Genomic DNA, 14,020 nt, shown 5'->3' with positions numbered 1-14,020 from the left:
GCTCGTGCTCCTGTCTCAGCCACGGCTGCGGGATTTCGCCCGGGCCAGGATGCGCCGCAGCAGGGTCAGCACGACGGCCTTGACCTGCTCGCGGTCACGCGCGTCGACGGAGACCACGGGAACGTCCGGGTCCACGTTGACGGCGTGACGCACCTGCTCGAGGGTGAGCGACGGGCGCCCGGCGAAGTGGTTCACGGCCACCACGTAGGGCAGCCGGATGTTCTCGAAGTAGTCGAGCGCGACGAAGCAGTCCTCCATCCGGCTCGGGTCGACCAGGACCACGCCGCCCAGGGCGCCGTCGGCCAGGTCGTTCCACATGAAGCCGAACCGGTCCTGACCCGGCGTGCCGAACATGTAGAGGATGATGCTCTCGTCGATCGTGATCCGGCCGAAGTCCATGGCCACCGTGGTGGTGGTCTTCTGGCTGCCGGTACCCGCGTCGTCGACGCCGATCGACGCCGAGGTCATCGGCGCCTCGGTGCTCAGCGGGTCGATCTCGGACAGGGCGCCGACCGTGGTGGTCTTGCCCACGCCGAAACCACCGGAGATCAGGATCTTCACCGGGATCGGCGGGCGCTTGCCACCGCCGCCCGCCGGCTCGAGCCCTCCCGAGCTTCTGGTCTCAGAGTGCAGAGACACCGTGAATCAACCTCTCGATGAATGCGACGTCGTCCGCCAGGGACTTCGAGGACGCGGAACGCTGGAGAACGCCGGCGGCGACGAGGTCACCGGCGAGGACCTGGACGACGCCGATCGGGAGCCCGATCCGGGCCGCGACCTCGGCGCAGGCGACCGCCCGGTCGCAGGCCCGCACGATCATCATCATCTCCGGCGACCAGGAGCCGCTCGGGACCGCGCCCGGGTCGCGGATCAGCAGGGTCTCGATGCCGATGCCGGCCTTGCCACCACCGGTGCGGCCGCCCGTGATCAGGTACGGCCGGTTGACGCCACCGGGGGTGTCCTCGACCGGGGTGGTGAAACCCTGCTCGGCCTCGGACCGGATGACCCGGCCCAGGAACGGCCGCCCGAAGCTCTCCTCTTCTTGGTACCCGTCGTAGTTGCTCACCGCGCCAGGTTCGCCTTGAGCTCGGTGATCAGCTCGGGCGTGAGCAGGGCGCCGACGCGCTCCACCAGCATCGCGGTCTCGTAACCGACCAGGCCCAGGTCGCACTGGTGGCTGGTGACCACACCGAGGCAGGCCCGGCCGTTGATCATGGAGCAGAGCAGGTAGCCGCCGGAGAGCTCGATGATGACCTGGGTCAGGCCGCCCTTGTTCAGGAGGTGGCTGGCGCTCTGCGAGAGCGTGGTCAGGCCGGAGACCGTGGCCCCCAGCTTGTCCGCGTCACCGCGGTCCATCCGCACCGACATCGCCATCAGCAGGCCGTCGGAGGAGACCCCGATGATCTGCTCGACGCCCGCGGTCTCGCGGACGAAGTTGTCCAGCATCCAGCTGACGTTCTGGGCCGCGGGGCTCAGGACCGCCGTCGCGCCGTATCCGTTCGGGCTCATCAGTTGTTCCCCTTGGTGTCTTCGTCGCCTGCGTGGTGCCGGCCGGTCTCTCGCTCCGCGCGGGTGGTCGCCTGCTGCAGGCCCGACAGCTGACGGCCGATGCCGGCGGCGTCGCGCGGCAGGCCCCGGAAGGCGCCTCCGTTGCCGGTGTCGAGCTCGGAGAGCTGGGCGCCGCGGACGCGGCGGACGGGCTCGGTGGGCGGCGGGTTCTGCGACGGGTCGCCGGTGGGACCCGCCTCACGGCGTGCGGCCGCCACCCCGGACTGAAGCGAAGACATCTGTGACCTCACGCGGTTCGGATCTACGGTGGTGTTCTGGGACTCGCCCGGCGCCCCGGCGCCGAGTTCCCCGAGCTGTGCTCCCCGCACCCGGCGTACCGGCGCCGGGCCGGGCGGGGTGACCGGGGTCTGGGCCGTGGCGGGGCTGGGCAGGTTGCCGCCACGGGTCGAGGCCAGGCTGTTGCCGGGCGCCTGGCTGTAGCCCTGGTTCTGGCTGTAGCCCGGGTGCTGGCCCGGATTCTGGTACTGGCTCTGGCTCTGCTGCTGGCTCTGGCCCGGGTTCTGGCCGTAACCGTTGGCGCCCGGGCCGTTCTGGCGGGCGGCGGCCACCCCGGACTGCAGCGACGACATCTGCGAGCGGGCCGCCTCCGCGTTCACCGGCCGGGGGGCCTGGTCACGCAGGTTGGTTCCGAGGTCGCCGAGCTGGGCGCCGCGGACCCGGCGGGACGGGTTGCCGTCGTTGCCGTTCGACCCGTGACCGTTGGACCCGTGACCGCCGTTCGGGGCGCCTCCGGGCAGCGAAAGGTTTGACGAAACACCGGATGTCAGCTGTGGTAGCTGCGACAGCGGGTTGTCGGCGGGGGGAGCATACGAGCCGCCTGCCCCTCCCATGGTCGATCCGGCCGGAAAGGGCTGGACCACGCCGTTGCCGGCCGGTTTCGGGGTCGGGCGGCCCGCGGGGGCGGCGTTGGGCGTGCGACGGGGAGTCGGGGCCATAGCCGGTTCCAGCGGGGCCGGGGCCCCGTCGGGACGCGGCGCCGGGGCCGCGCTCAGCATCGGGACGTCGGTGACCTCGTGGAAGTTGGTCGGCAGCTTGGCGTCACTGATGACCGAGGCCGGCACCAGCACCTGGGCGGTGAGACCGACCTGGTCGGACGGCAGCAGCTGGACGACCATGTCACGCCGGGCGGCGATGCGGCCGACCACGTGGAGGCCGAGCACCTTGGCGTCCGGCCGGCGGGAACCGGCCTGGGCGATGCGCTCGTTCGCCGACGACAGCTCCTCGTCGGTCATGCCGAGGCCGGAGTCGATGACGTCGAACTGGTAGCCGCTCGGGATCAGGCGACCGACGACCTGCACCTGGCGCTCGCGCGGCGAGAACCGGGTGCCGTTCTCCAGGAGCTCCGCCAGCATGTGCGTGAGGTCGGCCGCGACCGACCCGGACACCTTGGCGTGGTCCATGTGGTGGACCGTGACCCGGTTGTACTCCTCGATCTCGGAGAGCGAGGCGCGCACCACGTCCTGCATGGCGATCGGGTGCGACCAGGTACGGGTCTGCTTGGCGCCGGCAAGAACCAGCAGCGACTCGGCGTTCCGCCGGATACGGGTGGTGAGGTGGTCGAGCCGGAACAGCTTGTCCAGCGCGCCCGGGTTGCTCTCGTCCCGCTCCAGCTCGGTGACGTAGCCGAGCATACGAGTCATCAGGCTCTGGTTACGGCGGCCCAGGTTGACCAGGGTGTCGGCGTTGGCCTGCTCGTTGCGTCGCTGCTCGAGGGCCAGGTCGACGGCGCTGTCCTGCAGGGTGCTCAGAGCACCGGCGAGTTCGGACAGCTCGTCCTTGGTGTCGACCCGGAACCGCGGCAGGCTCGGGGCGGGAGCCTCGGCCGGCAGGTCGGCGATCTCGGCGACGACCTTGGGCAGGCGCTGGTTGGCGACCTCGAGAGCGGCGCTGGTGAGCGAGCGCACGGGGCGCACGATGCCCCGCACGACGACGACGGCGAAGCCGGTCGCCATCAGGAGCAGCAGCACGCCACCGATGTAGATGAGGCGCAGACGCGACGCGGTCGAGTCGTTCTGCTGCTGGATCATCTCGTCGGCCGATCGGGTCCGGTAGTCGGCGATGTTGTTGACCAGGTCGTTCGGGAACTTCTCGAGGCCCTCGACCGAGGTGCTGATGCCTTCCGCGTCCTTGTACCGGGAGTTGACGAACGCGTCGAGGGCCGCGGAGTACTGGAACCCGACCGCCGCGTGCGAGGACTTGAACTCCTCCAGCGAGGTCTTCAGTCGCGGGTCCTCGGGGCCGACGTTGGCGAGCAGTTCGTCGGTGAGGGTCGCGACCGTGCCGGTGCGCGCGTCGTACTCCTTGCGCAGCCGCTCGTAGTCGGCCTTGCCGCGGGCCTGCAGCAGGATCTGCTGGAAGGCGGTCACCTGCTGTCCGAAGGCCACCAGCATCGTGCGAGAGGCCTCACGCTGCTGGATGTTGCCGCCGATGAGCTCCTTGTACTCCTTGGAGGTCGACGAGAGCTGGGCCGAGAGAACGAGGATCGTGACCAGTACCGCCGCCAGGAGAGCACCGACCAGCAGGCCGAGCTTCTGTGCGATCTTCATCGATGTGGACTCCAGTAGCGCTTCCGTGCGCGCGGTAGGGCGTTGCTGCGGAGGTGCCCGGCTGTCAGCCCGGGCGGGGGACGGGGTGTTTCGAGTGGGGGCTTGGCGGGATCGGGCTGGTGTTCGGCTGGTTCGGTTTCTCAGGGACGCCCGTCGGCGTCGCCCAGGCCCTCCCAGAGCAGGGCGGCGAGGTCCGAGACCACCAGGTCTTCCGAGCTGGCGCCCGGCATCGCGTCGGTGATCGAGGAGGACACCACCCCGAGGGGCTCGGTGATCGGGCCGCTGGACTGCGGGATCAGCGACCCGCGGATCACCTGGCGGCCGGGTTCGGACATCGACTGCGGACCCACGGTGGCGGTGGCCGTGGCGGGCTGCGGCTGGGGGGCGACCGGCATCGAGGCGGCGGGCTGCATCGAGGGCATCGACTGGGCGGCCGGCATCGATGGCGCCGCGGACACCGACGGGGCGCCCGTCGGACGCGGCCGCACGTCGCCCGCGTAGGCGTTCTCGAGCTCGATCACCTCGACCTTGACCTCTCCGTGCAGCTGCTGGATCCGCACGCCGAGCGGGGCGGAGGGCACGGTGAGAACGATGTCGAAGGTGGGACGACGGGCCGCCAGGCCGGCCAGGGAGGCGAGGGAGGCACGGAACGAGCCGTCGAAGTCGAACTGCTCCACGGTCATGCCGACACGGGAGGAGATGAGGTCGACCTGCTCGCGGATGGCGAGTTCGAGATCCCTGACCCGGTCGAGGCGCTGCTGCATCATCTGGCGCCGGCCGATCAAATCACTGGCCACCGGGGTCTTCCCTCACCATCTTCTGCGCTCCACTCTTCGGAACGGCGCTCATCCGGAACGGCTTGAAACAGTTACCTGCGGCAAACGAATCCACCCGCCGCGGCGAAAGGACCAGGCCAGAGCAGGGTTCTAGTTGCAGAGGATAATTACCATCGAAAGGGATGCAGCGTACCGCGATTGCACTATTCGTTGTAGCAAGGTAAAGGCCGGTCAAGCACGTTCGCAAGGGCCCTAATTGGTGCAACTCTTCGTCAGGAATGCTTTACCGTCGGTAGTTTTCGCGGTTAAAGCGGACATTTCGAGTCTCCTGGAAGACATTTGAATGGCTCGATGCGCACGATCCGGCACGGGGAGTGACGAGCAAGGGCGCAACAGGGCGTTATTGACCGTTTACGGTTGATGATCCGCACACAACTCGATCAGCCCAGAGGTCGGTCCGGCCGCCACGTTCCGAAACCGACAGTTGTCGCAAACGAAACTCTTGGGATACAGCGGTACACCCTATAGCACTCCGGGCACCGCCTCGGCCACGGCAGAACGACGAACGGCACCGCCCGGGCCTGGGCAGTGCCGTTCATGGGTTGTTACAGCGACCGTAAGGTCTGATGATCAGCCGAAGCGGCCCGAGATGTAGTCCTCGGTGGCCTTCTCGGTCGGGTTGCTGAAGATCTTGTCGGTGTCGTTGATCTCCACCAGGCGACCCGGCTTACCGGTGGCCGCCAGGTTGAAGAAGGCCGTGCGGTCGCTGACGCGGGCGGCCTGCTGCATGTTGTGGGTCACGATCACGATCGTGTATTCGGTCTTCAGCTCGTTGATCAGGTCCTCGACCGCCATCGTGGAGATCGGGTCCAGGGCCGAGCAGGGCTCGTCCATGAGCAGCACCTGCGGCTGGACGGCGATCGCGCGGGCGATGCACAGACGCTGCTGCTGACCGCCGGACAGGCCGGCGCCCGGCTTGCTCAGCCGATCCTTGACCTCGTTCCAGAGGTTGGCGCCGCGCAGCGACTTCTCCACGCGCTCGGTGAGGACCTTCTTGTTCTTCTCACCGTTCAGACGCATGCCGGCCGCGACGTTGTCGAAGATCGACATGGTCGGGAACGGGTTCGGGCGCTGGAACACCATGCCGACCGTGCGGCGCACCGCGACCGGGTCGACCTCCTTGGAGTACAGGTCACGCCCGTTGAGCTGCACGCTGCCCTCGACGCGGCCGCCGGGGATGACCTCGTGCATGCGGTTGAGCGTGCGCAGGAAGGTGGACTTGCCACAGCCGGACGGGCCGATGAAGGCCGTGACCGTGCGGGGGTCGACGGACATCGACACCCCCTCGACGGCCTTGAACGAGCCGTAGTAGACGTTCAGGTCTTTGACATCGATGCGCTGGGCCATCGAATGCTCTCCTTGCTCTCCGGGCCGTGGGGGACCCGAAACGGATGGTGGGCGACGGGGGGCCTAGCGGCTGACCTTGTTGGTGCGCGCGATCACGCGGCCGGCGATGTTGAGCAGCATGACCAGGAGGATCAGGGTGAGAGCGGCGGCCCAGACCCGGTTCACGGCCGGGCCGTAGGCCTCGGAGCGCTCCTGGTTGATCATCGTGGGCAGCGCCCCCATGAACCCGCTGAACATGTCGGTGTTGATCGACTTCGCGTACGGGCCGAGGATGAGCAGCGGCGCGGTCTCACCCATGACGCGGGCCAGGCCGAGCAGCACACCGGTGACGATGCCGCTGAAGGCGGTGGGCAGCACGATCTTGAAGATCGTCTTCCACTTCGGCACACCCAGGGCGTACGAGGCCTCACGCAGCTCGTTCGGAACCAGCTTGAGCATTTCCTCGGTGGAACGCACCACCACGGGGATCATCAGCAGGACCAGGGCGAGACAGACCGCGAAGGCCACCCGTTCGAAGTGGAACGTGGTCACCCAGAGCGCGTAGACGAACAGGGCGGCGACGATCGACGGGATACCCGTGAGGATGTCGACCATGAAGCTGACCGCGCGGGCCAGCTTGCCCCGGCCGTACTCGACCAGGTAGATCGCGGTGAAGACGCCGATCGGCACCGCGATGATCGCGGTGACGGCCGCCTGGAGCAGGGTGCCGATGATCGCGTGGTAGGCGCCACCGCCCTCGCGGCGGGCGATCATGCCGCGCTGCGAGTTCGTCCACCAGGTCGAGTCGAAGAGCAGGTTCGCTCCCCGGTCGATGACGGTGTAGAGGATCCAGACCAGCGGGATCAGCGCCAGGACGAACGCGGCGTAGACCGCGACGGTGGCGACCCTGTCCTTGACGACACGCATCGAGCTGGGCTTGTCGATGGGCGAGGCCGGTGCGGGGGACACGGTGTCCTGCGTCAGCGTGCTCACTCGGAGAAGGCCTTCCTGCGCTCGATGATGATCCGGGCCGCGGCGTTGACCAGGAAGGTCAGGATGAACAGCACCAGGCCGGCCGCGATGTAGGCACCGGCCCGGGAGGCGGTGCCGAACTCGCTGGAGTTGTTGGCGATCTTCGACGCGAACGTCTCGCCGCCGGAGAAGAGCGAGAACCGGAACGGTCCGGGGTTGGTGCTGACGATGATCATGACGGCGACGGTCTCACCGAGGGCGCGGCCGAGGCCGAGCATGGCGGCGGAGATGACACCGGGCGTCCCGAACGGGAGGACCGCGGTGCGGATCATCTCCCAGCGGGTCGCACCGAGCGCGAGCGCGCCCTCCTTGTGGGTCGTCGGCGTCTGCGCGAACACCTCGCGGGAGATGGCGGTCACGATCGGGAGGATCATGATGGCCAGCACGATCGAGGCCAGGAAGACGGTGCCGAGAGAGACCGGGCCGCCGAACAGGCCGGTCCAGCCCAGGGTTTTCGCCATCCAGTCCTGCAGCGGTTCCACGTAGGAACGGAAGACGTAGAAGCCCCAGAGGCCGTAGACGATCGAGGGCACCGCGGCCAGCAGGTCGACCAGGTAGCCGAACGGGGCGGCCAGGCGGGCCGGCGCGTACTGGGTGAGGAACAGCGCCACCAGCACGGCGACGGGCACCGCGATGATCATGGCGACGAGCGCCGAGATGACCGTGACGTAGAGCAGGTCGGGGATACCGAAGGCCAGGCCGCTGTCGTTCACGGTCCAGATCCGGTCGAACAGGAAGCTGGCCTTGTTGTCCATCAGGGCGGGGACGGCCTGGCTGAGCAGGAACCCCGCGACCGCGAGAACAAGAAGGATGACGAAGACGCCGGAGCCGGTGGCCAGACCGCCGAAGATGCGGTCGCCGCGCCTACCGGTTGAGGCCTTGTCGCCGGAGGGCTCGGCGTCGAGCTCCGAATGGCCGGTGATGGTGGACATCCGTGAATCCTCGGGGGGCTAGGGGGCTACGAGGGAGTGGGAGACCGTCGTCGAGCCGGTTCCAGTGGCTCTTCGGACAGCAGGTCCGGATACGAACCGAGCCCCGCCGCCGCCGATGCCGCCCTCTCGGGCGGGACCGGGGGCCGCGGGGCATCGGTCCTTACGTGGTGCTACTCCGTGCGTCGACCTGCAGAAGGTCAGGAGATCGCGTCGATCGCGGTGTTGACCTTGTCCGCGATCTCGGTCGGGATCGGCGCGTAGCCGGCGTCCTGCAGGCTGGTCTGGGTCTCGCTGCTGGCGAAGTGCTTGAGGAACGCCTTGATCAGCGTGGTCTTGTCGGCCTCGAGGCCCTTCGAGCAGACGATCTCGTAGGTGACCAGGACGGCCGGGTACACGCCGGCCTCCTTGGTCGCGTAGTCCAGCTTCAGCTTGAGGTCGTTGCCCTCGCCGACGACCTCGGCCGCGGTCAGGGCCTTACCGGCCGACTCACCGGTGAGCTCGACGGCGCCGCCGCCGTTGTCGATCTGCGCGACACCCAGCTGGTTCGAGGTGGCGTAGCTCCACTCGACGTAGGTGATGCCACCCTCGACGCTCTTCACACCCTGGGACACACCGTCGGACTTGGCGCGACCCTCGCCGACCTTGCCCGGCCACGCCTTCGACGGCTCGGCGGTCCACGCGTCCGGGGCGGAACCGGACAGGTACTTCTGGAAGTTCTCGGTGGTGCCCGACTCGTCCGAGCGGAAGAACACGGAGATCGCGGTGGACGGCAGGGTCACGCCCGGGTTGAGGTCGGCGATCGCCTTGTCGTTCCAGGTCTTGATGTCGCCCAGGAAGACCTTGGACGCGACCTCGGGGGTCAGGATCAGCTTGTCGACGCCCGGCAGGTTGTAGGCGATCGAGATGGGGCCGGCCACCAGGGGCAGGTTCCAGGCCTCGTTGCCGCCACAACGCTCCTTGGCGGCGTCGGCCTCGACGACACCGTCGACGGCCTCGGACTTCAGAGCCGAGTCGGAACCGGCGAAGTCGACCTGCTTGGCGATGAAGTTCTTGACGCCGTCGCCGGAACCGGTCGCGTTGTAGTTCACGGTCGCGTCGGGGTTGGCGTCACCGAAGGTCGAGATGACCTCTTCGATGGCGTTCTTCTGAGCCGAGGAACCCTCGCCGTTCAGCGTGCCGCTGACGCTCGCGCTGCTGCTCTCCTCGGTGGTGCTACCACCCGCGCTGTTGTCGTCCGAGCCGCAGGCGGTCAGCGCGAGAGCGCCGGCCAGCGCCACGCTCGTCAGTGCAACGTGCTTGGGGAGCTTCAATGGAATTCCCTTTCATGGAGCCGGGAACGAAGCCCAGCCAGTTCTTCGGGCGCCGCCCTCAGGCGCGTCGCCGGGGCACGGTTGGATGCCCCGACACAGAACGTAGGCAGCCGAGGTGAAGCGATCCGCCGACGATGGTTAACGACGGCCAAACGAACCCTCGACATCCAGCAAAGAGACCTGGACCACATGGCGACTTTCAAGTGAACGCCACCCGGGAAGGGCATTCCGCAAGCACACACCGTCACGTGATCGGTCGCTCTCGGTGTACTTGAGGCCGATTCTGCGCCCACCTGCGGGCCGGCCGGGTAGCGGAGAGTGGAGATCACGGACCGGGTGTCAGGCGTGACCCGATCGTGATGATCATGGTCGGGGCCCCGCGTCCCGATGTCTCCCCGTAGTCGCCGCAGAGCCCACCTGACCAGGGCCGGGGTCGATCGCAAACGACGAACGGTGCCGATCCCGCGAGGGGATCGACACCGTTCGTCATGCACGTCTTGGGACGTCGGACCGGGAGCACCTCACGGTGCAACGGCCGCTCTGGGCGGCTTAAAATGGGACCCGGGGCTACCGCAGCCCGACGCCCGGTGAGACCCCGAAGAGCGTCACCGAGGTCTATTAACTCACGACCGGACGCGGATGTTCCCCCGCCGGGCCCGTTTCGCCCCGCTTGTTTGCCCTCCTGGCGCAGCTCCCCCGGGGTGCCCCGCAGCGGTGAACTCAGCTAGGCATTGACTCAGGAGACCGGCCTAGCTGAGTTCACCGCTGCGCCACAGCTTCGCGGCCAGTTCGAGCTCGGTTCCGGTACGGGCCAGGCCCGAGGCCTGACGGGTGAGGCTGTCGTCGCGCGGCGGGTGCTCGGTGTCGGCCCGTACGGCCAGGCCGGTCGCCACCACGTGGCAGAAGGCCGCGGCCCGTTCCAGCGCGTCGGCCAGGTCGCCGGTGAAGGCGCCACCCAGGATCGCGTCGGACATGTCCTGCACCTCGGTCGGCCCGGGCGGGTCGGCCACGCCGGCCACCGCCTCGTGCACCGGAGCCCGGTGCCGGCCGGCGTCGAAGGCCCGGGACATGGCCAGCGGGTCCTGCCGGATCCCGGCCTGCAGAGCGTAGATGCGCCAGAGGGCGCCGGGCAGGGTGGACGCGGGACGCGCCGACCAGAGCTCGGCGATCTCGTCGAGCCCGTAGATGTCGGCGAGGGCGACGATGCGGGCGGTGGCCGCCGGGTCGCCGCCGCTGCGGGCGTGGTCGACCAGAGCCGCGGCCGTGCGATGGGCCGCCTCGATGCGCTGGACCGGGTCGATGTCGCCCTGGAACGTGTCCATGACGGCGGGGCTGAAGAAGGCCGGGCGCCGGGGGCGGACCTGTTCACCTGAGCTCATTCGCACCATGGTTCCACCGCCGGGGGCCAGGTGCAGCCCAGGCCCGGAAGACGAAGTTCACACCCAGGATCCGTCCGGATCCGCGCAGTCACGGAATACCCAGGTCAGCGAGGAGGGACCGGTGCGCCGGGCGCCGATCCCTCCTCGTCAGCAGCTGTGTGATCAGGCGGCGGTGACCGGTTCCGGGGTCTCGTCCGGGTCCGGGTCCGGCCGGCCCGCCGCGGGCGCGGTCCCGTTCAGCCCGTTCTCGCCCGGCTCGGCATCGGGGCTCCGGGGGGCCGGGCTCGCGGGTTCCGGGCTCGCGTGGGTCGGTTCGATGGTGGACGCGTCGGTCCCGTTCTCCTCGACCGCCCCCGCCGGGGCGGTGGGCACGGTGGCCTGCGCCCCCTCAGTGCGCTGTACCGGAATGGCGGTAGCGGTCACCTGGGCCACGGAACTCCCGTTGGTGACGTCGGACGACCTGTTCACCGACGGGTTCGAGAGCTCCGGAGCCCGGAGCACCCCGTTCTCGGGCGCGGGGACGATCTTCTCAGCCGCCCGAGACGTACCGGTCTCCCCGGCCGCCGGACGCGACTGCGTCTCACCGGCCGTCCGGGCCACCTTCTTCGCGGCCGCCCCGGTGCGGGGACCCGCACTCTTCACAGCCGACCGCCCCGAGGACGCCTTCTTCGGCGCCTTCTCAGCCGTCCCGGCAACGGCCCCGGACGCCGGAACCGCCTTGGCCGCGGACCGCGCCGTGGTCGTCTTCTTCACCACCGGACGCGTGGCGGACGCCTTCGTGGCCGCTCGCGTGACCGTCGCCTTCGTGGCCGCCGGACGCGTGGCCGTCGCCCTCGTGGCACCCGAACCCGTCGTGGCGCTCTTCGTGGCGCTCTTCGTGGCGGTCTTCGTGGCGCTCTTCGTGGCGGTCTTCGTCGTGGCCGGTCGCGGGGCAGCCGGCTTCTTCGCCGCCGACCGAGTCGTGGTCGCCTTCTTCACGGCTGGACGTGTGGCAGTCACCTTCGCCGCAGCCGCCCGCGTCGTGGTCGCCTTCTCGGCCGGACGAGCCGTCGCAGCCCGCTTCGTCGTGGCCGCCTTCTTCGTGGCCGGTCGCGTGGAGGTCATCTTCGTCGCAGCCGCCTTCTTGGCCGCCGAACGCGTCGCCGTCGCCGCCTTCACGGCCGGACGCGACGTGACCGACTTCTTCGCGGCCGAACCCGTTGGAGCAGCCGAACTCTTGGCGGCGGCGCGCGCGGGGGCAGTCTTCTTCGCGGCCGAACGTGTGGGGGCCGACTTCTTCGCGGCCAGTCGTGTGGAGGCCGCCTTCTTCGCGGCCGCTCCCGTGGAGGCCGCCTTCTTCGCGGCCACTCCCGTGGAAGCCGCCTTCTTCGCGGCCACTCCCGTGGAAGCCGCCTTCTTCGCGGCCACTCCCGTAGAGGCCGCCTTCTTCGCCACCGAACGGGTAGCGGTCGCTGCCTTCTTCGCGGCCGGTCCCGTGGAGGCCGCCTTCTTCGTCACCGAACGGGTAGCGGTCGCTGCCTTCTTCGCGGCCGGTCGCGTCGCTGCCGACTTCTTGGCCGGAGTACCGGCGGAGGCGGTCTTCCGGGCTGCGGTGGAGGTCGTGCGCTTCGAGGCCGTCGCGGACCTGCGCGTGGTCGCGGTTGTCTTCTCGGCCGAGCGGGTGGTCGCCTTCTTCGCGGCCGAACCCGTTGTCGCACCACGCTCAACCGCCGGGCCGGACTTCTTCACCGTCGTCCGTGTGGCAGTCGCCCTCTTCGTCGCTGGACGAGTCGTGGCCGCCTTCGCTGCCGGGCGAGCCTTGGACGTCTTCGTTGCCGAACGCGTCGTAGTCGCCTTCACCGCCGCACGCGTCGCGGTCGCCTTCACCGCCGGACGCGTCGCGGTCGCCTTCACCGCCGCACGCGTCGCGGTCGCCTTCACCGCCGCACGCGTCGCGGTCGCCTTCACCGCCGGACGCGTCGCGGTCGCCTTCTTCGCCGCCGCACGGGCCGAGGTCGCCTTCGCTGCGGGGCTGGCCGTGGACGTCTTCGCTGCCGAACGCGTCGTAGTCGCCTTGGCGGCCGAACGCGTCGTAGTCGCCTTCGCGGCCGAACGCGTCGAAGTCGCCTTCGCGGCCGAACGCGTCGAGGCCGCCCTCTTCGCGGCCGGGCGGGTGGCGGTCGCCTTTTTCGTGGGTGCGCCGGATGTGGTGCTCGCGGCCGGGCGCTTGGCTGCGGCCGCCGTCCGAGTGGTCGTGGAGGCCTTCCCGGCCGTGGACCGGCCGGCCGCCTGCGTCGCGGATGCCGTCCTGGTCGTGGGACGGGTCGCCACCGTCTTCTTCGCCGAAGGCCGCGCCGTCGTGGGGCTGGTCGTGGACGTCTTCTTCGCAACGGGACGCGTCGTGGCCGGCTTCGCCGCGGGCCGCGTGGTGGCTGTCTTCCTCGCCGCGGTCCCGGTCGTCGCCCGCTTCTCCGCCGTGGGCCGCGCCGCGGTGGTCTTCTTCGACGTGGCCCCGGCCGCAGACGTCTTCCTCGCCGTGGCCCCGGCGGGCGACTTCTTCGTCGCGGGGCGGGCCGTCGCTGCCTTCGCGGCGGGCCGGGTCGTGACCGCCTTCGCGGCGGGCCGGGTCGTGGCCGCCTTCCCGGCGGCGGTCCCGGTCGTGGCCGCCTTCCCGGCGGCGGTCCCGGTCGTGGCCGCCTTCCCGGTCACCGGACGGGTCGTGGCGGACTTCCTCGCCGGAGGGGTTCCCGTCGTCGCGGTCTTGCGGGCCGGGGAGAGCGTCGCGGGCCTCGTCTCCACCGACGTTCCGGCGGCGGGTGACTTCTTCGTCGCCGTCCGGGAGGAGCTCGTACGGTTCTTGCCCGCGGTGCTTTTCACGGCAGTGCTTTTCGTGGCAGCGGTACTGGTGGTCTTCGCCGGCGTGACGACCGCCGCGGAAGTCCCCCGGCGGGTGGCCGGACGAGCAGCAGGCGCCGACTCGACCGGCCGGGCGACCCGGTCGCCGGCCGGCTTCGTCGCCGCGGTGGTGGTGTTCGAGGGCACGGTGCCTCCTGGGTGAGATCCGGGGTTACGTCCGGATTCTGTGTGGCTTGCGCAACATCACGTCGCGCC

12 protein-coding genes are annotated in these 14,020 nt (G+C 69.6%); 1 reads left to right on the top strand and 11 read right to left on the bottom strand.

Annotation, left to right across the window (positions count from 1 at the left end):
- Nucleotides 1-15: 15 nt before the first annotated feature.
- The 11 genes from J2S57_RS13680 to J2S57_RS13630 form a co-directional block, all read right to left on the bottom strand.
- Complete coding sequence (locus J2S57_RS13680; protein ID WP_307242409.1) at nt 16-639, bottom strand: GTP-binding protein; 624 nt, start codon at nt 637-639, stop codon at nt 16-18.
- Nucleotides 623-1,066, bottom strand: a complete 444-nt coding sequence (locus J2S57_RS13675) for a DUF742 domain-containing protein (RefSeq protein WP_307242406.1) — start codon at nt 1,064-1,066, stop codon at nt 623-625. Before J2S57_RS13675 ends, J2S57_RS13680 begins: the two co-directional genes overlap by 17 nt.
- Nucleotides 1,063-1,509 (bottom strand): roadblock/LC7 domain-containing protein, encoded by a 447-nt coding sequence (locus J2S57_RS13670; RefSeq protein WP_307242404.1) that lies wholly within the window; start codon nt 1,507-1,509, stop codon nt 1,063-1,065. The genes J2S57_RS13675 and J2S57_RS13670 overlap by 4 nt, the downstream gene beginning before the upstream one ends.
- Nucleotides 1,509-4,115 (bottom strand): HAMP domain-containing sensor histidine kinase, encoded by a 2,607-nt coding sequence (locus J2S57_RS13665; RefSeq protein WP_307242402.1) that lies wholly within the window; start codon nt 4,113-4,115, stop codon nt 1,509-1,511. Before J2S57_RS13665 ends, J2S57_RS13670 begins: the two co-directional genes overlap by 1 nt.
- Nucleotides 4,116-4,255: 140 nt before the next feature.
- Complete coding sequence (locus J2S57_RS13660; protein WP_307242400.1) at nt 4,256-4,912, bottom strand: hypothetical protein; 657 nt, start codon at nt 4,910-4,912, stop codon at nt 4,256-4,258.
- Between the two features lie 609 nt (nt 4,913-5,521).
- On the bottom strand, nt 5,522-6,298 hold the full coding sequence (pstB, locus tag J2S57_RS13655; RefSeq protein WP_307242398.1) for a phosphate ABC transporter ATP-binding protein PstB: 777 nt from the start codon (nt 6,296-6,298) through the stop codon (nt 5,522-5,524).
- 63 nt (nt 6,299-6,361) lie between these two features.
- A complete protein-coding gene (pstA, locus tag J2S57_RS13650; protein ID WP_307242395.1) occupies nt 6,362-7,270 on the bottom strand; it encodes a phosphate ABC transporter permease PstA in 909 nt (302 codons plus the stop codon).
- Nucleotides 7,267-8,241, bottom strand: coding sequence for a phosphate ABC transporter permease subunit PstC (pstC, locus tag J2S57_RS13645; protein WP_307242392.1), 975 nt, complete (start codon nt 8,239-8,241; stop codon nt 7,267-7,269). Before pstC ends, pstA begins: the two co-directional genes overlap by 4 nt.
- A gap of 197 nt (nt 8,242-8,438) precedes the next feature.
- Nucleotides 8,439-9,551 (bottom strand): phosphate ABC transporter substrate-binding protein PstS, encoded by a 1,113-nt coding sequence (pstS, locus tag J2S57_RS13640; protein ID WP_307242390.1) that lies wholly within the window; start codon nt 9,549-9,551, stop codon nt 8,439-8,441.
- Nucleotides 9,552-10,300: 749 nt separating this feature from the next.
- A complete protein-coding gene (locus J2S57_RS13635) occupies nt 10,301-10,930 on the bottom strand; it encodes a hypothetical protein (protein WP_307242387.1) in 630 nt (209 codons plus the stop codon).
- A gap of 162 nt (nt 10,931-11,092) precedes the next feature.
- Complete coding sequence (locus J2S57_RS13630; RefSeq protein ID WP_307242385.1) at nt 11,093-11,353, bottom strand: hypothetical protein; 261 nt, start codon at nt 11,351-11,353, stop codon at nt 11,093-11,095.
- Between the two features lie 22 nt (nt 11,354-11,375).
- Between J2S57_RS13630 and J2S57_RS13625 the strand changes: the two genes are divergently transcribed.
- Entirely contained in the window at nt 11,376-13,967 is a 2,592-nt protein-coding gene (locus J2S57_RS13625; protein WP_307242383.1) for a hypothetical protein, read from the top strand.
- Nucleotides 13,968-14,020: the final 53 nt, after the last annotated feature.

Source organism: Kineosporia succinea, assembly GCF_030811555.1.
GTDB lineage: Bacteria > Actinomycetota > Actinomycetes > Actinomycetales > Kineosporiaceae > Kineosporia > Kineosporia succinea.
Note: the sequence above shows the minus strand (reverse complement) of the source record. Positions and strands in the feature narration are given on the sequence as shown.

Coding starts and splice junctions, on each gene's coding strand:
- J2S57_RS13670 (WP_307242404.1), bottom strand. CDS start 1,509: ATGAGCCCGAACGGATACGGCGCGACGGCGGTCCTGAGCCCCGCGGCC.
- J2S57_RS13665 (WP_307242402.1), bottom strand. CDS start 4,115: ATGAAGATCGCACAGAAGCTCGGCCTGCTGGTCGGTGCTCTCCTGGCG.
- pstB (WP_307242398.1), bottom strand. CDS start 6,298: ATGGCCCAGCGCATCGATGTCAAAGACCTGAACGTCTACTACGGCTCG.
- pstC (WP_307242392.1), bottom strand. CDS start 8,241: ATGTCCACCATCACCGGCCATTCGGAGCTCGACGCCGAGCCCTCCGGC.
- J2S57_RS13635 (WP_307242387.1), bottom strand. CDS start 10,930: ATGAGCTCAGGTGAACAGGTCCGCCCCCGGCGCCCGGCCTTCTTCAGC.